This window comes from Ruegeria sp. SAZD013 (assembly GCF_059612525.1).
This window is the reverse complement of sequence record NZ_JBXWQT010000019.1, coordinates 17589-40408: the sequence shown is the minus strand read 5'-3', so window position 1 is coordinate 40408 and position 22820 is coordinate 17589. Positions and strand designations below refer to the sequence as shown.

General features: G+C 56.7%; 23 protein-coding genes. 11 read left to right on the top strand and 12 right to left on the bottom strand.

Annotation, left to right across the window (positions count from 1 at the left end; all coding sequences use genetic code 11):
- Positions 1–29 precede the first annotated feature (29 nt).
- Entirely contained in the window at positions 30–311 is a 282-nt protein-coding gene (locus AC2FLU_RS05265; RefSeq protein ID WP_267363740.1) for an SCP2 sterol-binding domain-containing protein, read from the top strand.
- A gap of 256 nt (positions 312–567) precedes the next feature.
- On the top strand, positions 568–1239 hold the full coding sequence (msrA, locus tag AC2FLU_RS05260) for a peptide-methionine (S)-S-oxide reductase MsrA (protein ID WP_480554313.1): 672 nt from the start codon (positions 568–570) through the stop codon (positions 1237–1239).
- Here the strand turns inward: msrA and AC2FLU_RS05255 are convergent.
- Both AC2FLU_RS05255 and AC2FLU_RS05250 read right to left on the bottom strand, forming a co-directional pair.
- Complete coding sequence (locus AC2FLU_RS05255; RefSeq protein ID WP_480554312.1) at positions 1236–2108, bottom strand: ribokinase; 873 nt, start codon at positions 2106–2108, stop codon at positions 1236–1238. The two genes, msrA and AC2FLU_RS05255, sit on opposite strands and share 4 nt — an antisense overlap.
- Before the next feature lie 3 nt (positions 2109–2111).
- Positions 2112–4367 (bottom strand): NADP-dependent malic enzyme, encoded by a 2256-nt coding sequence (locus AC2FLU_RS05250; RefSeq protein WP_480494020.1) that lies wholly within the window; start codon positions 4365–4367, stop codon positions 2112–2114.
- Positions 4368–4528: 161 nt separating this feature from the next.
- Between AC2FLU_RS05250 and mutS the strand changes: the two genes are divergently transcribed.
- A complete protein-coding gene (gene mutS / locus AC2FLU_RS05245; protein WP_496808978.1) occupies positions 4529–7144 on the top strand; it encodes a DNA mismatch repair protein MutS in 2616 nt (871 codons plus the stop codon).
- A gap of 56 nt (positions 7145–7200) precedes the next feature.
- Here the strand turns inward: mutS and AC2FLU_RS05240 are convergent, their stop codons facing one another.
- Both AC2FLU_RS05240 and hrcA read right to left on the bottom strand, forming a co-directional pair.
- The gene (locus AC2FLU_RS05240; protein ID WP_480494021.1) at positions 7201–7764 is read right to left on the bottom strand and encodes a nucleotide exchange factor GrpE; all 564 of its coding nucleotides are present in this window, start codon (positions 7762–7764) and stop codon (positions 7201–7203) included.
- Positions 7765–7774: 10 nt separating this feature from the next.
- Positions 7775–8839 (bottom strand): heat-inducible transcriptional repressor HrcA, encoded by a 1065-nt coding sequence (hrcA, locus tag AC2FLU_RS05235; protein ID WP_480494022.1) that lies wholly within the window; start codon positions 8837–8839, stop codon positions 7775–7777.
- Positions 8840–8950: 111 nt separating this feature from the next.
- On the opposite strand from hrcA, the gene rph reads away from it, so the two are divergent.
- Genes rph through AC2FLU_RS05215 form a run of 4 tightly spaced genes read left to right on the top strand, consistent with a single transcriptional unit; the run spans position 8951 to position 11775 of the window.
- On the top strand, positions 8951–9664 hold the full coding sequence (gene rph / locus AC2FLU_RS05230; protein WP_496808959.1) for a ribonuclease PH: 714 nt from the start codon (positions 8951–8953) through the stop codon (positions 9662–9664).
- Positions 9661–10275: an RdgB/HAM1 family non-canonical purine NTP pyrophosphatase gene (gene rdgB / locus AC2FLU_RS05225; protein ID WP_480494023.1), complete on the top strand. Its 615-nt coding sequence runs from the start codon at positions 9661–9663 to the stop codon at positions 10273–10275. The genes rph and rdgB overlap by 4 nt, the downstream gene beginning before the upstream one ends.
- Positions 10265–11419 carry a radical SAM family heme chaperone HemW gene (gene hemW / locus AC2FLU_RS05220; RefSeq protein ID WP_496808960.1) on the top strand — a complete coding sequence of 385 codons (1155 nt, stop codon included), beginning with the start codon at positions 10265–10267 and terminating at the stop codon, positions 11417–11419. The genes rdgB and hemW overlap by 11 nt, the downstream gene beginning before the upstream one ends.
- A 2-nt stretch (positions 11420–11421) precedes the next feature.
- A complete protein-coding gene (locus AC2FLU_RS05215; RefSeq protein WP_480554309.1) occupies positions 11422–11775 on the top strand; it encodes a YbaN family protein in 354 nt (117 codons plus the stop codon).
- Here the strand turns inward: AC2FLU_RS05215 and AC2FLU_RS05210 are convergent.
- The 7 genes from AC2FLU_RS05210 to AC2FLU_RS05180 all read right to left on the bottom strand — a co-directional run bounded on the left by AC2FLU_RS05210 (position 11765) and on the right by AC2FLU_RS05180 (position 19136).
- A complete protein-coding gene (locus AC2FLU_RS05210; RefSeq protein WP_496808961.1) occupies positions 11765–12661 on the bottom strand; it encodes a ParB/RepB/Spo0J family partition protein in 897 nt (298 codons plus the stop codon). The genes AC2FLU_RS05215 and AC2FLU_RS05210 overlap by 11 nt on opposite strands.
- A 20-nt stretch (positions 12662–12681) precedes the next feature.
- Complete coding sequence (locus tag AC2FLU_RS05205; RefSeq protein ID WP_480554307.1) at positions 12682–13485, bottom strand: ParA family protein; 804 nt, start codon at positions 13483–13485, stop codon at positions 12682–12684.
- A complete protein-coding gene (gene rsmG / locus AC2FLU_RS05200; protein WP_480554306.1) occupies positions 13478–14095 on the bottom strand; it encodes a 16S rRNA (guanine(527)-N(7))-methyltransferase RsmG in 618 nt (205 codons plus the stop codon). The genes AC2FLU_RS05205 and rsmG overlap by 8 nt, the downstream gene beginning before the upstream one ends.
- Positions 14095–15963, bottom strand: a complete 1869-nt coding sequence (gene mnmG, locus AC2FLU_RS05195; protein WP_496808962.1) for a tRNA uridine-5-carboxymethylaminomethyl(34) synthesis enzyme MnmG — start codon at positions 15961–15963, stop codon at positions 14095–14097. Before mnmG ends, rsmG begins: the two co-directional genes overlap by 1 nt.
- A gap of 12 nt (positions 15964–15975) precedes the next feature.
- Positions 15976–17262, bottom strand: coding sequence for a tRNA uridine-5-carboxymethylaminomethyl(34) synthesis GTPase MnmE (mnmE, locus tag AC2FLU_RS05190; protein ID WP_496811898.1), 1287 nt, complete (start codon positions 17260–17262; stop codon positions 15976–15978).
- 30 nt (positions 17263–17292) lie between these two features.
- Positions 17293–18564 carry a transcription termination factor Rho gene (gene rho, locus AC2FLU_RS05185; RefSeq protein WP_480494027.1) on the bottom strand — a complete coding sequence of 424 codons (1272 nt, stop codon included), beginning with the start codon at positions 18562–18564 and terminating at the stop codon, positions 17293–17295.
- A 122-nt stretch (positions 18565–18686) separates the two neighbouring features.
- Positions 18687–19136: a CopD family protein gene (locus AC2FLU_RS05180; RefSeq protein ID WP_480554302.1), complete on the bottom strand. Its 450-nt coding sequence runs from the start codon at positions 19134–19136 to the stop codon at positions 18687–18689.
- Positions 19137–19541: 405 nt separating this feature from the next.
- On the opposite strand from AC2FLU_RS05180, the gene AC2FLU_RS05175 reads away from it, so the two are divergent.
- From AC2FLU_RS05175 to dnaQ, 4 genes are read left to right on the top strand one after another with little or no spacing between them, the layout of a single operon-like run.
- Entirely contained in the window at positions 19542–20141 is a 600-nt protein-coding gene (locus tag AC2FLU_RS05175; protein ID WP_496808963.1) for a Maf family protein, read from the top strand.
- Positions 20138–20971 carry a shikimate dehydrogenase gene (locus AC2FLU_RS05170; protein WP_480518235.1) on the top strand — a complete coding sequence of 278 codons (834 nt, stop codon included), beginning with the start codon at positions 20138–20140 and terminating at the stop codon, positions 20969–20971. Before AC2FLU_RS05175 ends, AC2FLU_RS05170 begins: the two co-directional genes overlap by 4 nt.
- Positions 20968–21561 carry a dephospho-CoA kinase gene (gene coaE, locus AC2FLU_RS05165; RefSeq protein WP_496808964.1) on the top strand — a complete coding sequence of 198 codons (594 nt, stop codon included), beginning with the start codon at positions 20968–20970 and terminating at the stop codon, positions 21559–21561. Before AC2FLU_RS05170 ends, coaE begins: the two co-directional genes overlap by 4 nt.
- Positions 21554–22276, top strand: coding sequence for a DNA polymerase III subunit epsilon (gene dnaQ, locus AC2FLU_RS05160; protein ID WP_496808965.1), 723 nt, complete (start codon positions 21554–21556; stop codon positions 22274–22276). The genes coaE and dnaQ overlap by 8 nt, the downstream gene beginning before the upstream one ends.
- A gap of 24 nt (positions 22277–22300) precedes the next feature.
- Here the strand turns inward: dnaQ and secB are convergent, their stop codons facing one another.
- Positions 22301–22801 carry a protein-export chaperone SecB gene (gene secB, locus AC2FLU_RS05155; protein WP_209506872.1) on the bottom strand — a complete coding sequence of 167 codons (501 nt, stop codon included), beginning with the start codon at positions 22799–22801 and terminating at the stop codon, positions 22301–22303.
- Positions 22802–22820 lie beyond the last annotated feature (19 nt).

The window sequence follows — 22820 nt, the reverse complement described above, 5'->3', positions numbered from 1 at the left end:
CGCATTCGGAAACCGTGAAAGGATCCCGAATGCTTCAGGACATCGCCGATGGAATTCAAAAAGGGCTGAACGGCAAAAGCTTTGACGGTTCGCTCAAATTCGATTGCGGCGCGGACGGTGTGATTGTTCTGGCGGACAATCAGGCATCGACGCAGGACCGGGACACGGATTGCACAATCCGCATCTCGCAGGAAAACCTGACCAAGCTGCTGACCGGAAAGCTGAACCCGATGACCGGCGTTGCTTTGGGCAAGCTCAAGATCTCGGGCAATATGGGTGTTGCGATGAAGCTGGGGCAACTGCTGGGCTGAATTTGCCGCAAAGCTGGCCTTTGGTCCGAGTCCAGCCAGACTGGCGGTTCCACCCGCGGTGTATCGCAGTTCCGCATCGGGATACCTGTCGCGCATGATCTGTTGCAAATGAGCGGAGGTTTCGCCCACCCATCAAATGAGCCGTATACAGGTGATCGCAGACGATAAACTCGTCTCACCAGCGCGTGACATTGCATGACAGGCAATTGCAAGGCGGTCGAACCCGCGTCAATCTCATCTTAAAAGGAGACCTGACATGATGCGGACTGCTTATTTCGAAACCGTCAGACCAGCCCTTCTGTTTACACTGATTGCATTGGCTGCCCTGTTGCGCGCGCTGCCTGCCCCGGCTGCAGGAACCGAAACGCTGACGGTGGCCGGAGGGTGTTTCTGGTGCGTGGAATCCGATTTCGAATCCGTGCCCGGCGTTATCGATGCGGTGTCGGGGTACACCGGCGGGACATCTGCGGACCCGACATATGATCAGGTTTCAAAAGGGGGGACCGGCCATTACGAGGCGGTTCAGATCACGTTCGATCCGGCGCGGGTTTCTCGCGCATCGTTGCTGAGCATGTATTTCCGGTCGGTTGACCCGACAGACGCCGGTGGCCAGTTCTGCGACCGGGGCGAAAGCTATCGAACCGCGATATTCGTCTCTAACACAGGAGAAAAGGCGCTGGCGGAACAAGCCAAAACAGACGCGCAGCAAGCGCTGGGGCAGACCATTGTCACCCCGGTTCTGAGCGCAGGACCCTTTTACCCCGCCGAGGCGTATCATCAGAATTATTACAAAGGCAACAAACTGGTCCTTACCCGCTTTGGACCAAAGCGTCAGCACAACGCCTACAAAGCGTATCGCAAAGCCTGTGGTCGTGACGCGCGCGTCAAGCAGCTTTGGGGCGGGGAAGCGCCATTTGCAGGGTCCTAGTCAAAGGATGCGTCACGCACTTCTTTCAGATCGGGAATGACATCCGCCGTTCCGTGCCGCATGACCATCAGAGCTGCGGCGCGGTTTGCCTGCAATATGGCCTGTTCCATTGGCATTCCGCGATCCATGCCTGCCAGCACATAGCCGGTGAAGGTGTCGCCTGCCCCTGTGGTATCCACCGCCCGCACCTTATGCGCGGGAAACTCGACCGGATCGTTGCCCTGCTGCAAGTACCTCGCGCCTTTTGAGCCGAGGGTAACGATGACATGCCGAACAGGCAGATCGGCGATGCTCAGACCGGTTTCCTGACGCAGTTGCTCGGCCTCCACCTCATTCAGGATCAGAAAATCCAGAAAAGGCAGAACGCCCTGAACGGCCTGTGCCTGAAACGGGGCTGCGGCATAACAGACGGTCAAGCCAAGCTTGCGCCCCAGCTGCGCCGCTTCGACCTGGGCATTGGTTTCATTCTGCAAGATCAGCAGATCACCGGTGTTTGCCGAGGCCAGCACCTGCCCCAGATGGGCGGGTTCCAATGCGTGATTGGCGCCGGGATACAGGATAATCAGGTTTTCACCCTCGGCATCCACCGCAATGATGGCGTGGCCCGTGGGAACATCCACCTCAGAGATATGGCGTGTATCCACACCATATTCTGTTAGTCGATCCTTGGCCCAGCGCCCATCGGGCCCCACGGCACCTATATGGCTGACGCGTGATCCCGCACGCGCAGCGGCCACCGACATGTTGGCCCCCTTGCCGCCCAGAAACCGATCCAGCCGACGGGCGGCCAGGGTTTCCCCCGGCGCAGGCAGATGCGGCAGGTCATAGACCATATCCGCGTTGATCGAGCCGAGATTCCAGATCGTCATGATTTATCCGATGTCGCAAGAGGCCAGAATGGCCATATTCAGAATATCGTTCGCGGTCGAGACGGTCGAGCAGATCTGGATCGGCTTGTCGATGCCTGACAGGATCGGGCCAATCACGGTGGCTCCACCCATTTCCTGCATCAGCTTGGTCGAGATTGATGCCGAATGCCGGGCCGGAACGATCAGGATATTCGCCGGACCGGTCAGGCGCGAGAACGGATAGGCCGTTTGCTGTTCGACGTTCAGGGCAACGTCCACCGTCATTTCACCCTCGTATTCAAAGTCAACGCCGCGCCGATCCAGCACAGCCGGGGCCCGGTGCATCTTTTCAGCACGTTCTGACACCGGATAGCCAAAAGTTGAGAAGCTGACAAAAGCCACGCGGGGCTCCAACCCCATATGCCGGGCAACTGCGGCCGAACGTTCGGCAATATTCGCCAGATCGTTTTCGTCAGGCCATTCATGCACCAGTGTGTCGCCAATCAGGACAATCCGGCCTTTATGCAGCAAAGCTGTCACACCGGCGGCACCATTGGCGGCATCGGCATCAAACACATGGTTGATCCGGTCGAGCACATGCGCAGACTTGCGGGTTGCGCCGGTGACCAGACCATCACCATGCCCATGGGCCAGCATCAGCGACGAAAACACATGCCGGTCCCGTGCGGCCAGACGGTGAATATCTTTGCGGTCAAATCCCTTACGCTGCAAGCGCTGATACAGGAAGTTCGAATAGGTTTCGAGATGCGTGGTATTGGCGGCATTCACGACCTCGATTTCGCGTACAGCGTCGCCCAGGCCCGTGGCTTCCAGTTTGGCCTTAACATCGTCTGGCCGACCCACCACAAGCGCCTTGCCGAAACCTGACCGCTGATACATGACCGCTGCGCGCAATACCCGGGGATCGTCGCCCTCGGCGAAAATCATGCGGCTTTGCGCCTGACGCGCACGGGCGTTCAAACCGCGCAGGATGCTGGCGGTCGGGTCCATCCGGGATTTCAGACTCAGCTCATACGCGTCCATGTCGATGATCGGACGGCGCGCGGCACCGGTGTCCATCCCCGCCCTTGCAACGGCCGGCGGGATACGGTGGATCAAACGCGGGTCGAACGGAGTAGGGATGATATAGTCACGCCCAAAGGTCAGCGACTTGCCATAGGCCATGGCGACCTCATCCGGCACATCCTCGCGCGCCAGATTGGCAAGTGCGTGGGCGCAGGCGATCTTCATCTCATCATTGATGGCGCGGGCGTGAATGTCCAACGCGCCTCGGAACAGGTAGGGGAAGCCCAGAACGTTATTCACCTGGTTTGGATAATCGCTGCGCCCGGTGGCAACGATCGCATCCACGCGAACCTCGTGCGCTTCTTCTGGAGTAATCTCGGGGTCGGGGTTGGCCATCGCAAAGATGACAGGATTGTCGGCCATGCTGGCAACCATATCCTGCGTGACCGCGCCTTTCACCGAAACGCCCAGGAACACATCCGCCCCCTTCATCGCGTCTTCCAATGTGCGCAAGTCGGTTGTGATCGCGTGGGCCGATTTCCACTGGTTCATGCCCTCTGTCCGGCCCTGATAGATCACGCCCTTGGTATCGCAGACAATGCAGTTTTCATGCCGCGCGCCCATTGCCTTGAGCAGTTCGATACAGGCAATCCCCGCGGCACCTGCGCCATTCAGAACGATTTTCACGTCCTCGATCTTCTTGCCCGAGATATGCAGCGCGTTCAGCAGGCCCGCCGCACAGATCACGGCCGTGCCGTGCTGGTCATCGTGAAAGACGGGGATGTCCATCTCTTCCTTCAGTCGCTGTTCGATGATGAAACACTCGGGCGCCTTGATGTCTTCCAGATTGATGCCGCCAAAGGTTGGCCCCATCAGACGCACTGCACGGCAGAATTCGTCCGGGTCTTCGGTGTCCAGCTCGATATCGATCGAGTTCACGTCGGCGAACCGTTTGAACAGGACCGATTTGCCTTCCATCACCGGTTTCGAGCCCAGCGCGCCGAGGTTACCAAGGCCCAACACCGCCGTCCCGTTCGAGATTACGGCCACCAGGTTGCCCTTGTTGGTATAATCATAGGCCGTTTCCGGGTTTTCCGCGATAGCCTCGCAGGGAACGGCCACACCCGGGCTGTAGGCCAGCGACAGATCTCGCTGCGTTGTCATGGGGACGGTGGCCTGCACCTCCCACTTGCCGGGGGTGGGGTCCAGGTGAAAGGCCAATGCCTCTTCTTTGGTGATCTTCGCTTTGGGCATCTTAAATGTCGTTTCCATGACTTCAGGGCTGACGCCTCATAGCGCAGGAGAACGCCCGCCTCAACGAGAATGAGTTTTCGGCTTTTACAGAAGATGCGGGATTTGTAAGGTCGCGCCCGGAATACGCCAAAAGGGGGCCGCTTTTGTCCACAGTCACGCCAATGATGGCGCAATACCTCGAAATCAAAGAGGCCCACCCGAATGCCCTGCTGTTTTATCGCATGGGTGATTTCTACGAGATGTTTTTCGAGGATGCCGTCAACGCTGCTGAGGCGCTGGATATCGCGCTGACCAAGCGCGGCAAGCACAATGACGAAGACATCCCGATGTGTGGCGTGCCGGTGCATTCGGCCGAAGGGTACCTTTTGACCCTGATCCGCAAGGGCTTTCGCGTTGCGGTCTGTGAACAGTTGGAAAGCCCGGCTGAAGCAAAGAAAAGAGGCTCTAAATCGGTCGTAAAACGTGATGTCGTGCGACTCGTCACGCCCGGAACACTGACCGAGGATGCGTTGCTTGAGGCGCGCCGACACAACTTTCTGGCTGCCTATGCCGAGGTCCGGGACGACGCCGCGCTTGCCTGGGCCGATATTTCGACGGGCGCGTTTCACGTGATGCCACTGACCTCGGTCCGGCTCAGCCCCGAGCTTGCCCGGCTTGCGCCCTCCGAACTGATCGTGGCCGATGGAACGCAGGAAAAGCTGAACGAAACGCTGCTTGATCTGGGGATTTCACTGACGCCGGTCGGGCGCGCCAGTTTCGACAGCACGGCGGCGGAAAAGCGCATCTGCGGGCTGTTTCACGTGGGTGCCTTGGACGCGTTCGGCAGTTTCGGCCGCGCCGAAGTGTCCGCGATGGGCGCGCTGATCGACTATCTGGAGATTACGCAAAAGGGCAAACTGCCCCTGCTGCAAACGCCGCTGAAAGAATCTGAGGATCGCGTCGTTCAGATCGACGCTGCAACGCGTCGAAACCTTGAGCTGACCCGTTCCCTATCTGGCGGGCGCGCAGGATCGCTTCTTTCTGTCGTTGACCGGACCGTTACCCCCGGCGGCGCGCGATTGCTGGAACAGCGGCTTTCAAGCCCTTCTCGAAATCTGGATGTGATCCATGCCCGGCTTGACGCAGTCAGTTTCACCGCTGGTGACAGCTTGATCGCGTCTGATCTGCGCGAAGCCTTGCGCAAAGCCCCGGATCTGGACCGCGCCCTGTCGCGTTTGTCACTCGAGCGCGGCGGACCTCGTGACCTGACAGCCATTCGCAACGGGCTGACACAGGCGGCCACGATTGCCGAAATCTGCACCGATCAGGATTTGCCAGTGTTGCTGGCGACCGCGCTTCAGAACCTTGCTGGTTTCGATGACTTGCTGACTTTGCTGGACGAAGCGCTGGTGGCCGAACCCCCGCTTCTGACCCGCGACGGAGGCTTTATCGCGCCAGGTTTTGATACTGAATTGGACGAGGCCCGCACCCTGCGCGACGAAGGCCGGTCCGTTATCGCCGGGTTTCAACGAAAATACGTCGAACACACCGGCATCACCTCGCTGAAAATCAAGCACAACAACGTGCTGGGCTATTTCATCGAAACCACGGCCACCCATGCCGAAAAGATGCTGAACCCACCCTTTAGCGAAGCCTATATTCATCGCCAGACGACAGCCAACCAGGTGCGGTTTACAACCGTCGAACTGTCCGAGATCGAAACTCGTATCCTGAACGCCGGAAATCTGGCGCTGGAGATTGAAAAGCGGCTCTATCAAAGGCTTTCTGGCGCGATACTGGACCTCGCTGCCCGATTGAATCAGGCCGCCCGCGGGCTTGCCGAACTGGACTTGACGACCGCCTTGGCTGATCTTGCGCGGGGTGAAAACTGGTGCCGTCCAAAGGTTGACGGCTCTCGCGCATTCAATGTGCAGGGTGGTCGCCATCCGGTTGTGGAACACGCCCTCCGGCAGCAAAGTGGCGGTGCATTCATTTCCAATGATTGCGATCTGAGTGTCCAAGACGGTGCGGCTATATGGTTACTGACGGGTCCGAACATGGCCGGTAAATCAACCTTTCTGCGCCAGAACGCCCTGATCGCACTGCTTGCCCAAATGGGCAGCTATGTCCCGGCCGAAGAGGCGCATATCGGCGTCATCAGTCAGCTGTTCAGCCGCGTAGGAGCCTCGGACGATCTGGCGCGGGGGAGGTCGACGTTCATGGTCGAAATGGTGGAAACCGCCGCCATCCTGAATCAGGCCGATGACCGTGCATTGGTGATCCTGGACGAAATCGGCCGTGGTACCGCCACCTATGATGGCCTCTCGATTGCCTGGGCCACATTGGAACACCTGCACGCGGCCAACAAATGTCGCGCATTGTTTGCCACGCATTATCATGAGCTTACGGCTTTGGCCGGTAAACTCGAAGGTGTCGATAACGCCACCGTAGCGGTCAAAGAGTGGGATGGCGAAGTCATCTTCCTGCACGAGGTTCACAAGGGCGCGGCTGACCGGTCTTATGGGGTGCAGGTTGCGCAACTAGCCGGTTTACCCGCTTCTGTTGTCGAACGTGCCCGGATGGTTCTGGACCAGCTTGAAAAAACCGAACGCGAAGGCGGCAAACAAAAAGCGCTGATTGATGACCTGCCGCTGTTCTCAGCAGCCGCGCCGCCACCCCCGCCCGCACCGAAAACTTCGCCAGTGACCAAGATATTGGAGGGTGTCCTGCCCGACGAACTGACCCCGCGCGAAGCGCTGGATCTGATCTACAAACTGAAAGAGGCGGCCAGATCCTGACCGCCCTTCATCTTTTCAAAAATACTCTCGCCGAAGGCTTGGCTGTGAAAAGCCAATCAGCTTGCTGGCGTTGAAGAGACCCCGACTTGAGCCGGACGCAACAGGCGGTCGTGCAGCATGAAACCCTCGGCAGACACCTGAATGATGTCCCCTGCCCGCGTGCCCGGCACCGGGGCCTCGAACATTGCTTCGTGCACATTCGGATCAAACCGGTCGCCAACCTGGGGCGTAATCACTTCGATCCCGTGTTTCTGGAACACATCCTTCAGGGCACGCATGGTCAGTTCGACGCCCTCCAGCAGCCCGGCGGCGACCTCTTTCTGCTCGTCAGTCGCGGCCTCAAGTGCGCGCTTCATGTTGTCGTAAACGGGCAGCATATCACGGGCCAGCTTGGAACCGCCATACTGCTCGGCATCGCGGCGCGCCTTGTCGCCACGTTTGCGTGCGTTCTCGGCATCGGCAAGCGCGCGCATGAATTTGTCTTTATACTCATCCCGCTCGGCGCGCAGCTCGTCCAGCTCGAGCGCCTCGTCACTGATCTCAGCAAACTCCTCGGCCAGCTCTTCCGCTTCTGCCGCCATGATATCGTCCAGAAAATCTTCGTTCTTGGGCTCTGCCATCTCTTACCCTCTAGCTCCGGTCGGATATCAGCTTGCCGACCAGTTGCGCCGTATAATCCACGATCGGCACGATCCGTCCATAATTCAGACGCGTGGGCCCGATGACCCCGACCGCACCGATTATCTTTCGATCAGCGTTCATATATGGAGACACCACCAAAGAGGAACCCGAAAGTGAGAAAAGTTTGTTCTCAGACCCAATAAAAATGCGCACACCCTCGCCGCTTTCCGTCAATTCAAGGAAATCCGCGATGTCGCGCTTGCGTTCCAGATCATCAAACAGGCTGCGAATACGCTCCAGCTCTCCGGCCTGGCCGGGTTCGTTCAACAGATTCGCCCGTCCCCGCACGATCAGACGGGCCGAGTCGGCTCCGTCTCCGTCCCAAGCGGCCAGCCCGCTTTCGACCAGCTCGCGCGCCAATACATCGATTTCCTGCTTGCGCGCCTGAATCTGTTTCTGCATCTGACGGCGTACTTCGCTAAGCGTGCGCCCCTCGATCAGCGCATTCAGAAAATTCGCGGCCTCGCGCATCGAACTGGGCGTCTGGCCGGGTGGTGGTGTGAACAGACGATTTTCGACATGGCCGTCCGAAAAGACCAGAACCACCAAAGCCTTGTCATGCCCCAAGGAAACAAACTCGATATGCTTGATTTCTGCTTCATGCTTTGGTGTCAGGACCAGCGACGCACCTTGCGTCAGGTGTGACAAAGCTGACCCGACCCGATCCAGCATTCCGCCAACATCGCCCGCGTTAGAGCCTAATGTTTCTTCCAGTTTTTGCTTGTCGTCGACGCCCAGATCGCCAACCTCAAGTAAACCGTCCACGAACATACGCAGTCCTTGCTGCGTCGGTACCCGACCCGCGCTGATATGCGGGCTGTCCAGAAGACCCAGAAACTCCAGGTCCTGCATCACATTGCGCACGGTTGCGGCACTGACCTTTTCCGACAGGCTGCGCGTCAGGGTTCGGCTTCCGACCGGCTCTCCGCTTTCCAGATAACTTTCAACGATCAGCCGGAACACCTCGCGCGACCGGTCGTTCATCTCGTCCAGAATTTTGCTCGCTTCACTCATGCGTTTTCCCCTGCTGGTTCATCATTAAATAGCAGGCAAATGAAAGGTCAATCGGGGTTGCATCGTAACGCTGCGGGGCGGTATCCCCAACCCAGCAAACAAAGGATTCCCATGCGACCCTCTGGAAGAGACTTAAGTGAAATGCGCACCGTTTCAATCGAAACGGGGTTCACCAAACATGCCGAAGGTTCCTGCCTGATCAAGATGGGCGATACCCATGTGCTGTGCACCGCCACGATCGAAGATCGGGTACCCCCTTTCATTAAGGGTTCGGGGCTTGGCTGGGTCACCGCCGAATACGGTATGCTGCCCCGCGCCACCAACACCCGGATGCGGCGTGAAGCGGCCTCGGGCAAGCAAGGTGGCCGTACGGTGGAAATTCAGCGCCTGATCGGTCGCGCCCTGCGGGCCGGCGTCGACCGGGTTGCACTTGGCGAACGTCAGATCACCGTTGATTGCGATGTGATCCAGGCCGATGGCGGCACCCGCTGTGCCTCAATCACCGGCGGCTGGGTTGCTCTGCGATTGGCCGTCAACAAACTGATGAAGGCAGGTGACGTGATTTCAGATCCGCTGGTTGATCCGGTCGCCGCCGTGTCCTGCGGTATCTATGCGGGCCAGCCTGTTCTGGATCTCGACTATCCCGAAGACAGCGAGGCCGGTGTCGACGGCAACTTTATCATGACCGGGTCAGGCAAACTGATCGAGGTCCAGATGAGCGCCGAAGGTTCTGTATTCAGCCGTGCCCAGATGGATCAGCTGATGGATCTTGCGGAAAAAGGTGTTGCCGAGCTGGCCGCAGCCCAGAAAGCCGCCACCACATGACCCGTAAGTTTGACAGCGACAGGCTTCTGGTTGCGACCCACAACAAAGGCAAGCTTGAGGAGATGGCGCATCTCCTCGAACCTTTTGGCGTGACGGTTGTGGGTGCGGCGGACATGGACCTGCCTGAACCGGAAGAGACCGAGGACACCTTTGTCGGCAACGCCCGGATCAAGGCCCACGCCGCCGCAAAGGCCACCGGGCTGCCCGCCCTGTCAGACGATTCTGGAATCACAATCGACGCGCTGGACGGCGCGCCGGGTGTTTATACCGCTGATTGGGCCGAAACCGGCAACGGTCGCGACTTCCTGATGGCGATGACCCGCGCCCATAATGAGCTTGAGGCAAAGAGCGCCCCCCACCCCCGCACCGCGCAATTCCGCAGCACACTGGTGCTGGCCTGGCCTGATGGGCACGATGAAGTGTTTGAAGGTGTTGCCCCCGGTCATCTTGTCTGGCCCATCCGCGGCGAAGGTGGATTCGGCTATGATCCGATGTTTGTTCCCGAAGGGTACGACATTACCTTTGCCGAGATGGATCGCTGGGAAAAGAACAAGATCAGCCATCGCGGACGCGCGGTTGAGAAGTTCGTGAAAGGCTGCTTTGGCGGATGATTGGCGCAACGGAGGCTTTGGCCTTTACGTGCATTGGCCTTTTTGCGAGGCCAAGTGCCCCTATTGCGACTTCAACAGCCATGTTTCCAGAAACATTGATCAAAAACAATGGCTTGACGCCTATCTAAGCGAATTGCGGCGCTCGGCTGCCGAAACCCCGGATCGGGTGCTGAACACGATCTTTTTCGGCGGTGGAACCCCGTCTTTGATGGACCCGGAAATCGTTGCCGCCGTGATCGGTGAGGCCCGTGCGCTCTGGCACCCCTCCAACACCATGGAAATCACGCTGGAGGCAAATCCCGGATCAGTCGAGGCCGGGCGGTTCGCGGCCTATCGTGATGCAGGCGTCAACCGGATATCGATGGGCGTGCAGGCGCTCAACGACGAAGACCTGCGCCGCTTGGGGCGAATTCACACTTTGGCCGAGGCCCGCGCTGCTTTTGACATCGCCCGTGATTGTTTTGAACGGGTGAGCTTTGACCTGATCTATGCCAGGCAACACCAAACGTTGGACGCCTGGCGGGCCGAGTTGAACGAAGCTCTGTCCATGGCCGTGGATCACCTGTCGCTGTATCAGCTGACAATCGAAGAAGGCACGGCTTTTGGCGATCGTTATGCTGTCGGAAAACTGCGCGGCTTGCCCGAAGATGACAGTGCGGCCGACATGTACCTTGCAACACAAGAGATTTGCGAGAAACACGGCCTGCCCGCCTATGAGGTGTCCAACCACGCCCGCCCCGGTGCAGAGTCGCAGCACAATCTGGTCTATTGGCGTTACGGGGACTATGTCGGCATTGGTCCCGGTGCTCATGGGCGAATAACGGTGGGTGGTGAAAGACACGCGACCGAAACCCATCTGAACCCGCAGCGTTGGCTTGACGCCGCCACGAAGGGTGACGGAGAAAAGAAACGCTACGTCCTTTCGCCTGAAGATCAGGCGAACGAATACCTTATGATGGGCATGAGGATCTCAGAAGGACTAGATGTAGATAGCTGGGAGGCCCTGTCAGGCTGTCCACTTTCTGACGAAACCGTGGACCATCTGGTCGGCATTAATATGATTGAACGTGAAAACAACAGACTCAGAGCAACACCAGCGGGGCGCGCCGTGCTGAATGCTGTAATCCGGGAATTAATGGGCTGAATATGCAGTATCTTTGGGCGGGGCTGGGATTGCTTTGCGTTGCGATGGCCGCGATTGGGGTTGTTCTGCCTCTTCTTCCAACGGTTCCGTTTTTGTTGCTGGCAGCGTTTTTCTTTGCGCGATCCTCTTCACGGTTGCATAACTGGCTACTGTCGCACCGGATTTTCGGGCCAATGATACTGGATTGGCAGAGTTCGGGCGCAATACGCCCGGCCGCAAAAAAGGCAGCAACCTTTTCGGTCGCCGCCGTTTTCGGGGTGTCTTTGCTACTATCCGTTCCGCCCTTCGTGCTGATCATTCAGATCATTGTTCTGGGTGGCGTCCTGATATTTATCTGGACGCGCCCTAACGGCTGAGCTTTGCACAAAGATCGTCAAGCTGATCCAGGTTTTCATATGTCAGAACAACCTGACCGGATTCCGTTCCCGCCTTGTGATTGATTAAGACTTTCATAGCCAAAATAGCGGACAGGTCTTTTTCCAGCGCGCGCGTATCAGCATCTTTTCCAGCATCCAGATTCCTGGATCTGGAAGCAGGTCGTGGAGTGTCGCCTTGCTGTTGTTTCTTGACCAACGCTTCGGTTGCACGCACAGACAGGCCATCCTTGACGATCTGTTTTGCCAATTCCGAGGGGTTTTCCGCCGTAATCAGCGCACGCGCATGGCCGGCCGATAATTTCCCTTCAATAACAAGTGTTTGTACGTCTATTGGCAGAGACAAAAGCCGCAACAGGTTCGCAATGTGGCTGCGGCTTTTCCCCAATGCCTCGGCAAGCTTTTCTTGCGTGTGCCCAAAGCGATCCATCAACTGCCTGTAGCCGGCGGCCTCTTCCACCGCGTTCAGGTCAGCACGCTGGATGTTTTCGATAATTGCAACTTCCAGTACTTCGGTATCATCAAACTCACGCACGATCACTGGGATCTCGTGCAGCTGCGCCATCTGAGCCGCCCGCCACCTGCGTTCACCAGCGACGATTTCATATTCTCCGGCCCCCGCCGGACGTACGATCAAGGGTTGGATAATACCTTTTTCCCGGACCGACGCGGCAAGCTCATCCAGTTGTTCGGGTTGAAACGTGCGTCGCGGCTGATTTGGGTTTGCCTTCAGCTTTTCGATCGGAACTTTCAGATCAGGTCTGCGCGCGTCAGATGATACCCGGTTGCCCGCTTCCGGATTAACATCCGCCATGAGTGCGGACAATCCCCGGCCCAACCCTCTGGATTTCGCTTTCCTGGTGCTCATGTCGGCCTCCTCACCACCGCTCATGCTGCGGTTTTGTTGTTCTTATGCATGATCTCACGGGCCAGATGCCGATACGCCATCGCACCAAGTGATCCCGAGTCATACTGCAATACCGGCAGCGCATAGGATGGCGCCTCGCTGACCCGCACATTCCTGGGTATCTTTGTTTTAAAAACCATCTCACCCAGATTGTCACGCGCATCCTTTTCGACCTGGCGGGACAAGTTGTTGCGGTTGTCATACATGGTTAACACAACACCTTCGATTCTCAGGTCTGGATTCGCGGTTTGCCGGACCTCCCGGATCGTCAACATCAATTGCGAAAGACCCTCCAACGCAAAGAACTCACTTTGCAGCGGCACAAGGACAGAATGGGCGGCAACCATCGCATTTACGGTCAAGAGGTTCAGTGACGGCGGGCAATCTATCAGGATGAAATCCAGCTCAAACGCGTCCACTGCCGTCTGACGCAGCGCATCGTGCAGCAGATAGCTGCGTTTTTCGTTGGAAATCAGCTCGATATCTGCCGAGCTCAAGTCAACCGTTGCAGGGACAACCAGAAGGTTTTTGATCTCCGTCTCCTGAACCACTGCCTCCAAGGGCGCGTCATCCAGGATGAGATCATAAGTGGTCCAATCCCGATCTTCGACCCCTAAACCGGTTGATGCATTCCCTTGTGGATCGAGGTCAACCACCAATACCCTGCAGCCAGCTTCGGCCAACCCTGCCGCTAGGTTGATTGCTGTGGTTGTTTTCCCTACTCCGCCCTTCTGATTGGCAACCGCAATTATCCGGGGTCCGGACGGTCGAGACAGATCAACCACGTGATACTCCTTTGATCTTAAGGATAACGGCCTGAGGTTCAGTTAAACTTGTAATGGCCTCAGCATCGAAATTCCATTCCTCACGCGCCTCATCCAGCTCTTTTTTCCAGTTTGCACCTTTGGGCAACAGCGCGGTCCCGTTTTCACCTAAATGCCTGTCACAGAATGATAACAATGTACGCAGATCCGCCAGCGCGCGCGCCGAAACGATGTTTGCGCCCAGGGGTTCAACCACCTCGATCCGCTTAGAAATCACTTTACACGACACGCCACATTCACGGGCGACGTTACGCAGAAAAGCCGATTTTCTCTGGTCGCTTTCCACCAGAGAGAAACTGGCGGTCGGAGCTTCCTTGGCAGCAATAATGGCGCATACCATTCCGGGGAACCCGCCGCCACTGCCAAGGTCCACCCAGGTTTCAAACGTTTCAGCGCATCGAAAAACTTGGACAGAATCCAGAATATGCCGATCCCACATGAATTCCAGACTATTGCGTGAAACAAGATTTATCCTGGGATTCCAGCGGTTCACCAGATCAACATAGATTTTCAGACGTTCGAATGTTTCACGTGAAACATTCAAGCCATCAAACTTGGAAAAATCGGCCATCATGCCTGACGCGCTCGTTGATCGCGGCGCAATTTCGCCAGGACAAGGGTGAGCGCAGCCGGTGTAACGCCTTCGACTCGGCTTGCTTGCGCTATGTTCGACGGTTTGGCCTGTGACAGTTTCTGCTTCATCTCAGAAGACAGCCCGTCCAGGCCAAAATAGTCAAATTCACGCGGGATAACATAGGATTCATCCCGCTTCATAGCCTCAACATCGCGCTTTTGCCGGTCGATATAGTTCGCATAAAGTGCGTCACGTTCGATTTGAAGCCGGATCGCCACGTCTACATCTTGTAGATCTGGTATCAAGGGAAACAAGTCCTCGAAAGATGTATCCGGAAATGCCAGAATCGCCATTCCATCTCGGCGGTTTCCATCCTGGTTGACGTTGATCCCGGCTGAAAGAACTTCCTTGGGTGTGTATGTGCGAGCGGTCAGCTTGGATTTCGCTGCATCAAGCTGGCTCATTTTCTTCTCAAAATGCGCCTGACGCCTCTCTCCGACACAGCCAAGTTCCAACCCAATCGGCGTCAACCGTTGATCTGCATTATCTGCACGCAGAGACAGTCGGAACTCGGCCCTGGAGGTGAACATTCGATAAGGCTCTGCCACACCACGTGTCGTCAGGTCGTCTATCATCACGCCGATATAGCTGTCTGATCTGGTGAAAATGACCGGTTCGCGGCCCTGTACGTCCAGCGCCGCGTTAAGGCCAGCAACCATCCCTTGTGCCGCAGCTTCCTCATATCCTGTGGTTCCGTTGATCTGCCCTGCCAGATATAGTCCCGGAACGTCGGGTAGCGACAAGGACGCGGTTAAGACACGTGGGTCCACATAATCATATTCGATCGCATAGCCCGGTTGAAGAATGTCCGCATTTTCAAGCCCTTTGATCGACCGAACGTATTCCAATTGCACGTCCTGAGGCAGTGACGTTGAAATACCGTTGGGATAAATCGTGTGATCATTGACGCCTTCGGGCTCAAGAAAAACCTGATGCGAGTCCTTATCTGCAAAGCGAACAATCTTATCTTCGATCGAAGGGCAATATCTTGGACCTATGCCATCGATATGGCCCCCATACATCGCCGATTTTGAGAGGTTTGCTTCGATGATCTCGTGCGTCTTGGCATTGGTATGTGTAATACCGCAGGAAATCTGAGGCGCGACAACCGATGTTGACAGGAAAGAAAACAAGGTCGGGTCCTCATCCCCGTCCTGTCTTTCCAAACCTGACCAGTCGATAGTGCGCCCATCCAGACGCGGCGGTGTGCCGGTTTTCAAGCGTCCCAGCGGAAGGTTATAGCTATCCAACCTCTCGGCCAGTTTTATCGACGGGCGATCTCCCATCCGCCCACCAGCCCGTGACACGTCGCCGATATGGATGACGCCGCGCAGGAAGGTTCCGGAAGTCAGAACAACGGCTTTGGCATGCACTTCCGACCCATCTCCAAGCAGGACACCGGCGACACGGAGTCCGTCCATCAGGAAGTCTACAACCTCCCCAACGATAATGGACAGGTTTTCCTGGTTGCTGATTTCGTTTTGCATTGCCGCACGATAAAGGGCGCGGTCAGCCTGCGTTCTGGGACCCTGAACAGCCGGACCTTTTCGCCGGTTCAACAGTCGAAACTGAATACCAGCCTGGTCAGCGACGCGACCCATTACACCGTCCAGCGCGTCAATCTCTCGAACCAGATGTCCCTTCCCCAACCCACCGATAGCCGGGTTGCAGGACATGACGCCGATATCGGTCGCAGATAATGTCACCAAAGCGGTTTTCGCACCCATCCTGGCAGCGGCGTGCGCGGCTTCCGTACCGGCATGACCGGCCCCAACCACGATGACATCAAAGTTTGAATGTTTCACGTGAAACAATCCTTATTTTCCTAAACAAAAGCTGGAGAAGATTTCATCCAACAGTGTCTCGACATCAATTCTGCCGACCAGAGATTCAAGCGCCCGTATGGCAGTCCTTAACTCCTCCGCAGCGATATCATACAGGTCCGGGCCTGATTCCAGAACCGTGATCGCAGCAACAAGTGAAGCCGATGCCTTGTTCATCGCAGCGCGATGGCGTTCACGCGTGGCTATACCATTTGTTGTGGTTCTTTCACTCAAGGCCCACGAAATCTGGTCGACAAGCGCATCAATCCCCTGTCCTGTCTTTCCTGAAACACCTTCACTCTTATCTTCCCGCAGGTCTGCTTTGGGCAGAACATGGATATCGCCATCCTGCACAGCTACATCCAGCTCTTCCGGGACTTCGGTCAGAAAAACACGCAAGTCTGCCGCTTCTGCCCGTTTTCGAGCCAGCTCGATCCCAAGATTCTCGACGTGATCTTCGGTTTCCCGCAACCCGGCCGTATCCAGCAATGTCACCGGCAAGCCAGCCAGATCCATACGAACCTCGATCACATCCCGGGTTGTGCCTGCGAATTCCGAGGTAATTGCGGCTTCACGTCCTGCAAGCGCGTTCAACAGGGTTGATTTTCCTGCATTGGGAAGACCAACAATAGCCACTTCAAATCCGGTACGAATACGCTCGGCAATCTTCACCCCATCTGCTTCTCGACGAAGATCTGCCAGAACACCGCTTGTCAAATCGCGGACTTCCGGCGTGACGTCGGTGGGGACGTCTTCATCAGCGAAATCGATGACGGCTTCCAGCAACGATGCCGCGCGGATCAGATCGCGCCGCCAGCGCTCGGCCAGCGTGCCAAGCTCACCGGCAAGAATGGTCTGGGCCTGCTTACGCTGTGCCTCGGTTTCCGCGTCAATCAGGTCTGCAAGGCCTTCGACCTGTGTCAGATCCATCTTGCCATTTTCAAGGGCCCGGCGTGTGAATTCACCCGGGTCCGCCAGCCGCAGCCCATCGGTGTTCGACAAACAGCGCAGAACCGCATTGACCGAGGCCGTGCTGCCATGGATCTGAAGTTCTGCCACGTCTTCCCCGGTGAAACTTGCCGGTGCCTGAAAGGTCAGAACCAGACCATCATCCAGACGTGATCCGTCCTGATCCCGCAGGGTGCGCAAGACTATTCCCCGCTTGGGCAGTTCCGCGCCGCTCAGACATGCAGCTGCGGAATGCGCTTCGGGGCCAGAGAGGCGAATGACCGCCACCCCTGCTTTGCCTTGCGCGCTGGCCAAGGCGAATATCGTATCCATTCGTAGGCCTCGCGTCGCTTAAGACCTGTGTCATGTGTTCATTGAATCGAAGAACTCGCCGTTTGTCTTCGTCTGTTTCAACTTCGACAACAGGAACTCGATTGCGTCGGTGGTGCCCATCGGATTGAGGATACGGCGCAGAACGAAGGTTTTGGCCAGATCGCCCTTGTCGACCAGCAGGTCCTCTTTCCGTGTACCGGATTTGAGGATGTCGATCGCCGGGAACACGCGTTTGTCTGCAATCTTGCGGTCCAAAACGATTTCCGAGTTACCAGTACCTTTGAATTCTTCAAAGATCACCTCGTCCATCCGGCTGCCGGTATCGATCAGCGCCGTGGCGATGATGGTCAGCGATCCGCCCTCTTCGATGTTCCGGGCCGCGCCGAAGAAACGCTTGGGCCGCTGCAGCGCGTTTGCGTCCACACCACCGGTCAGAACCTTGCCCGAGGATGGTACAACGGTGTTAAAAGCCCTACCAAGTCTTGTGATTGAGTCGAGTAGAATAACAACATCTCGTTTATGTTCGACCAGGCGCTTGGCCTTTTCAATGACCATCTCCGACACGGCCACGTGACGCGTTGCGGGCTCATCGAAGGTTGACGACACAACCTCACCCTTAACCGAGCGCTGCATGTCGGTCACTTCTTCCGGGCGTTCGTCGATCAGCAGGACAATCAGGTAACACTCCGGATGGTTCTGTTCGATCGAATGCGCGATGTTCTGCAGGATCACGGTTTTACCAGTCCGCGGCGGTGCCACGATCAGCGAACGCTGACCTTTACCGATCGGCGCAACCAGATCGATCACGCGCGCGGACTTATCCTTGATGGTGGGATCTTCGATTTCCATCTTCAGACGCTCATCCGGGTACAGAGGCGTCAGGTTGTCGAACAGGATCTTGTGCTTGGCCTTCTCGGGATCTTCAAAGTTGATCATGGTGACATTGGTCAGCGCGAAATAACGCTCATTCTCGTCCGGCGCCTTGATCTCGCCCTCGACCGTGTCCCCGGTCCGCAGTGAGTGCAGACGGATCATATCGGGCGAAACATAGATATCGTCAGGACCCGGCAAATAGTTTGCCTCGGGCGAGCGCAGAAAGCCGAACCCATCCTGTAGCACTTCCAGTACGCCATCACCGCCGACGGTCCAGCCATCATCGGCACGTTCGCGGAGAATCTGGAACATCATCTCGCCCTTGCGCATGGTCGAGGCGTTTTCGATCTCCAGCTCTTCGGCCATTGCCAGAAGGTCTTTGGGGCTTTTGGCTTTCAGGTCGGCCAGATTCAGGGATTCATTGGACATGATACATACCTTCACCGCTGAAAACGCGGCTTGAAGTGGAATTTCAGTACGGAAAATACGCCGCCCGGACGGGCGTGTTGTGATCTACATAAGCGCAGCGTCGTTCGGAGTCAAACAGGCGTTCAGAACTTCAGTATGACCGCCAGAACGATGGTAACCATCAGAATGGTCGGAACCTCGTTCATCATGCGATATTGCCGCCCAGTGAGCTTATTCTGGCCTGCCAGAAAATCCTTTCTTCGGGCCATAAGCCAATGGTGGAACCAGGTCATCGCGATCACGCCCGCGCCTTTAACCCAGGGCCATGCGAAATCCCATCCGACGATCCCCGGTGTGAACACCATGATCAGCCCGCATAACCAGGTCACAACCATCGCGGGGCGCATGATCACCCGCAGCAGCTTGTCTTCCATTTCAAAGAAGATGTCTTGCGCGCCCTCTACGGCCTGCGCTTTTTCGACGTGATAAACAAACAGTCTGGGCAGATAGAACAAGCCCGCCATCCATGAGATCACGGCCATGATATGTAATGACTTCACCCACGGGTAAATCGTGAAAAGAAGGTCTGTCATGCCGGCTCCGAACGTTGTTCGGAACTCTCCCTAATAAAAAAATAAGAAAAGAAAAAGGATGATGGTTTTGTAGGGTGCTAAATATCCGTGGATTATTATTTTTACCCTAGCGTTTTCCCCAGGGGGACAAAATATCTGAGGTTCCCAGAGATTCTGTTGATAGTACAAATTATATATATAAATCAGTTATTTACGTTGAACCAGGCGAATCTGGTCTGTGGATAACCCGATGGGTATCGCTGGATACATCTGTTATCCCACGAGTTAGAGTTATCCTTGTCCCGACAGGATGAGATTTGAGCGACTCGGGGATCTTTGCCACAAAATTCCCGGGGTTGCGTGTCAACCGGAAAACCATACAAAACACCCCAGAACTCTCATCGATTTGCACACGGGGTTTTCCACATGTCTGTCCCCATTCTTCTGGCTTCGGGATCTGTTATTCGCGCGCAACTGCTAAGGAACGCAGGTGTGCCGTTTGCGGTTCAAACGGCGCGCGTGGATGAAGAGACGGTCAAACGGGCGTTGCTGGCAGAGGATGCCGCACCACGCGATATTGCGGATACGCTGGCGGAGATCAAAGCGCGTAAGGTCAGTGACAAAAACCCTGGCGCCATGGTGATCGGTTGCGATCAGGTGCTGGATTTCGAAGGGCAGCTGCTGTCAAAGCCCGAAACCCCGGAACAGGCGTTGGCCCAACTGAAAGATATGCGCGGCAAGCGGCACATGCTTTTGTCCGCTGTTGTGATCTATCAGGATGGTGAGCCGATCTGGCGGCATGTGGGGCAAGCGCGTTTGCGGATGCGGGCCAGTTCCGATGCCTTTCTGAAAGACTATGTTACGCGGAACTGGGACAGCATTCGCCATGCCGTCGGAGCCTACAAGCTGGAAGAAGAAGGCGTCCGCCTGTTCGCCACCATTGACGGCGACTATTTTAACGTTTTGGGTATGCCTCTGTTAGAGCTTCTCAACTTTCTGGCTGTCAAAGGGGTGATCGAGCAATGACAGACAACCGGGTTCCTTTAGCCGGAGTGATCGGGCACCCCATCGGGCATTCGCGTTCACCCAAGCTGCACGGGCATTGGTTAAAGACCTATGGGCTTGTCGGGCATTATATCCCGATGGACGTCGCCTCTGCTGATCTGGAGACTGTGCTGCGAACCCTGCCCAAAGCGGGCTTTGTCGGGGCCAACGTGACCGTTCCGCACAAAGAAGCTGCGCTGAAGATCGCAGATCACGTTTCCGACCGCGCAACGGTCATTGGTGCCGCAAATACGCTGGTATTCCGAACTGATGGTTCGATCCACGCAGATAACACCGACGGGTACGGGTTTATGGAAAACCTGCGCAATGGCGCACCTGACTGGAATGCGAAAGATGGCCCGGCGGTGGTGTTTGGTGCCGGGGGCGCTGCCCGTGCCGTTTTGCAGGCTTTGTCTGATGCCGGGGTGCCGGAAATCCTGCTGACCAACCGGACGCGCGCCCGCGCGGATCATCTGAAGGAAGAGTTCGGCCAACGCATTCGCGTGGTCGATTGGGTTCAGGCGGGAAATGTCATTGAAAACGCCGAACTGGTGGTCAATACGACTTCACTGGGGATGCAGGGCCAGCCAGAGCTGCGCGTGCCGTTGGACGGGTTGCAGCCCGGTGCCGTGGTAACGGACCTGGTCTATGCGCCTTTGAAAACCCGCCTGCTTCAAACTGCCGAGGAGGCCGGATGCACCACAGTCGATGGTCTGGGGATGTTGCTACATCAGGCTGTTCCCGGATTTGAACGCTGGTTTGGTGTCCGCCCCGAAGTAGACGCGGATACGCGCGCGGCGGCCCTGGCATGAGTTTTGCGCTTGGCCTGACAGGCTCAATCGGTATGGGGAAAAGCACCACAGCGCAGATGTTCGTTGAAGAAGGGTGCGCATTGTGGGATGCGGATGCGGCGGTGCATCGGCTGTATGCCATTGGTGGAGCAGCGGTTGAACCAATGCGGGCAGCCTTTCCCGATGCGATACGTGATGGAGTGGTCAGCCGAGACGCGTTGAAACGAATTATCGCGGGTGACCCGGCCACGTTGAAAGCGATTGAGGCGATTGTGCATCCACTTGTCGCTGCTGATCGTGCGGAATTTCGCGAAAGCGCTACAAGCGACATCCTGGTGTTCGATATTCCGCTTTTGTTTGAAACGGGCGCTGATGCAGCAATGGACGCAGTGGCCTGCGTTTCGGTCCCAGCCGAAGTCCAAAAGCGGCGCGTTATGGAACGGGGTACAATGACCGAGGCGCAGTTCGAGCAGATCCGCGCCAAGCAGATGCCGAACGATGAAAAATGCGCGCGGTCGGATTTTGTGATCGTGACCGATACTCTGGACCACGCCCGCGCGCAGGTGCAGGATGTGGTCAGGCAGATACGGGCGGGGATGGCACATGCGTGAGATTGTACTGGATACCGAAACCACCGGGTTTGATCCCGAAAGCGGAGATCGGATCGTGGAAATCGGCGCCGTTGAGCTGTGGAACCACGTTGCCACCGGTGAAACCTACCACGTCTATATCAACCCCGAACGCTCTATGCCGGAAGAGGCGTTTGGCGTGCATGGTATAGGTCCCGATCTGCTGGAAACCCCGCGCCCGCCGGAAAAGGGCGAAGTGACTCTGAAAGACAAGCCGGTCTTTGCAAAGGTTGGCCATGGATTTCGCGAATTTGTTGGCGATGCGCGGTTGGTGATCCACAACGCCTCATTCGACATGAAGTTCCTGAATGCCGAGTTGAAATGGATGGGTGCCCCGCTTATCCCCATGGAGCAGGCGTTGGATACACTGGCAATTGCCCGTAAACGGTTCCCCGGTTCGCCAGCGTCACTGGATGCGCTGTGCCGTCGCTTCAATATCGACAACTCGAACCGTGTGTTGCACGGCGCGTTGCTCGACTCGGAAATTCTGGCCGAGGTTTACCTGGAATTGATCGGTGGGCGGCAGCCGGATTTTGGTCTGTCGACATCCACATCTTCTGCGGACGGTGGCAGCGATGATTGGCGAGCTACACCGCGCAGCACACCATTGCCATCCCGGATCACCGAGGATGAACGCGCAGCACATGAAGCTTTCGTGGAAAAACTGGGCGACAACGCCTTGTGGACCCGCGCCTGATCCGGACAGGCGCAGGTCAAAACCTTACGCGTCGGCTTTTTGGGCCTGTTCGGCCTGACGGCGCATCAACTCGTTGCGATAGAGCGCTACGAAATCGATATTGTCCAAGTTGACCGGCGGGAAGCCGCCATCGCGGGTGATATCGCTGACGATGCGGCGCAGGAACGGGAACAACATGCGCGGGCACTCGATCATCAGGAACGGGTGCAGCTGATCTTCCGGCACACCTTCCACGTGGAACATTCCGCAATAGTCCAGTTCACACAGGAACAAGATGTCATCCATGCCTTTGGCTTTGGATGTCAGGTTCAGCTTGATCGAAACTTCGAACTGATGGTCCGCCGCGCGTTTTTTGGCATCCAGATTCACCTGAACGGCGATTTCCGGTTGTACGTCTCCGGAAACGCCCTTTTGCGCCATCACGTTTTCAAAGGACATATCACGGATGAACTGCCCCAGAACACGCATCTGAACCTGCGGGGCGGCTTGGGCCGCAGTGTTTTCTGCAGCGTTTTCTTCGGCCATGGATCTACTCCAAAAATGA

Coding starts and splice junctions, on each gene's coding strand:
- AC2FLU_RS05180 (WP_480554302.1), bottom strand. CDS start 19,136: ATGACAGACCTTCTTTTCACGATTTACCCGTGGGTGAAGTCATTACAT.
- coaE (WP_496808964.1), top strand. CDS start 20,968: ATGAGTTTTGCGCTTGGCCTGACAGGCTCAATCGGTATGGGGAAAAGC.
- AC2FLU_RS05265 (WP_267363740.1), top strand. CDS start 30: ATGCTTCAGGACATCGCCGATGGAATTCAAAAAGGGCTGAACGGCAAA.
- dnaQ (WP_496808965.1), top strand. CDS start 21,554: ATGCGTGAGATTGTACTGGATACCGAAACCACCGGGTTTGATCCCGAA.
- mutS (WP_496808978.1), top strand. CDS start 4,529: ATGATGGCGCAATACCTCGAAATCAAAGAGGCCCACCCGAATGCCCTG.
- secB (WP_209506872.1), bottom strand. CDS start 22,801: ATGGCCGAAGAAAACGCTGCAGAAAACACTGCGGCCCAAGCCGCCCCG.
- rph (WP_496808959.1), top strand. CDS start 8,951: ATGCGACCCTCTGGAAGAGACTTAAGTGAAATGCGCACCGTTTCAATC.
- rsmG (WP_480554306.1), bottom strand. CDS start 14,095: ATGGCCGATTTTTCCAAGTTTGATGGCTTGAATGTTTCACGTGAAACA.
- AC2FLU_RS05240 (WP_480494021.1), bottom strand. CDS start 7,764: ATGGCAGAGCCCAAGAACGAAGATTTTCTGGACGATATCATGGCGGCA.
- AC2FLU_RS05255 (WP_480554312.1), bottom strand. CDS start 2,108: ATGACGATCTGGAATCTCGGCTCGATCAACGCGGATATGGTCTATGAC.
- mnmE (WP_496811898.1), bottom strand. CDS start 17,262: ATGGATACGATATTCGCCTTGGCCAGCGCGCAAGGCAAAGCAGGGGTG.
- AC2FLU_RS05210 (WP_496808961.1), bottom strand. CDS start 12,661: ATGAGCACCAGGAAAGCGAAATCCAGAGGGTTGGGCCGGGGATTGTCC.
- AC2FLU_RS05170 (WP_480518235.1), top strand. CDS start 20,138: ATGACAGACAACCGGGTTCCTTTAGCCGGAGTGATCGGGCACCCCATC.
- AC2FLU_RS05215 (WP_480554309.1), top strand. CDS start 11,422: ATGCAGTATCTTTGGGCGGGGCTGGGATTGCTTTGCGTTGCGATGGCC.
- AC2FLU_RS05250 (WP_480494020.1), bottom strand. CDS start 4,367: ATGCCCAAAGCGAAGATCACCAAAGAAGAGGCATTGGCCTTTCACCTG.
- msrA (WP_480554313.1), top strand. CDS start 568: ATGATGCGGACTGCTTATTTCGAAACCGTCAGACCAGCCCTTCTGTTT.
- AC2FLU_RS05175 (WP_496808963.1), top strand. CDS start 19,542: ATGTCTGTCCCCATTCTTCTGGCTTCGGGATCTGTTATTCGCGCGCAA.
- hrcA (WP_480494022.1), bottom strand. CDS start 8,839: ATGAGTGAAGCGAGCAAAATTCTGGACGAGATGAACGACCGGTCGCGC.
- rho (WP_480494027.1), bottom strand. CDS start 18,564: ATGTCCAATGAATCCCTGAATCTGGCCGACCTGAAAGCCAAAAGCCCC.
- rdgB (WP_480494023.1), top strand. CDS start 9,661: ATGACCCGTAAGTTTGACAGCGACAGGCTTCTGGTTGCGACCCACAAC.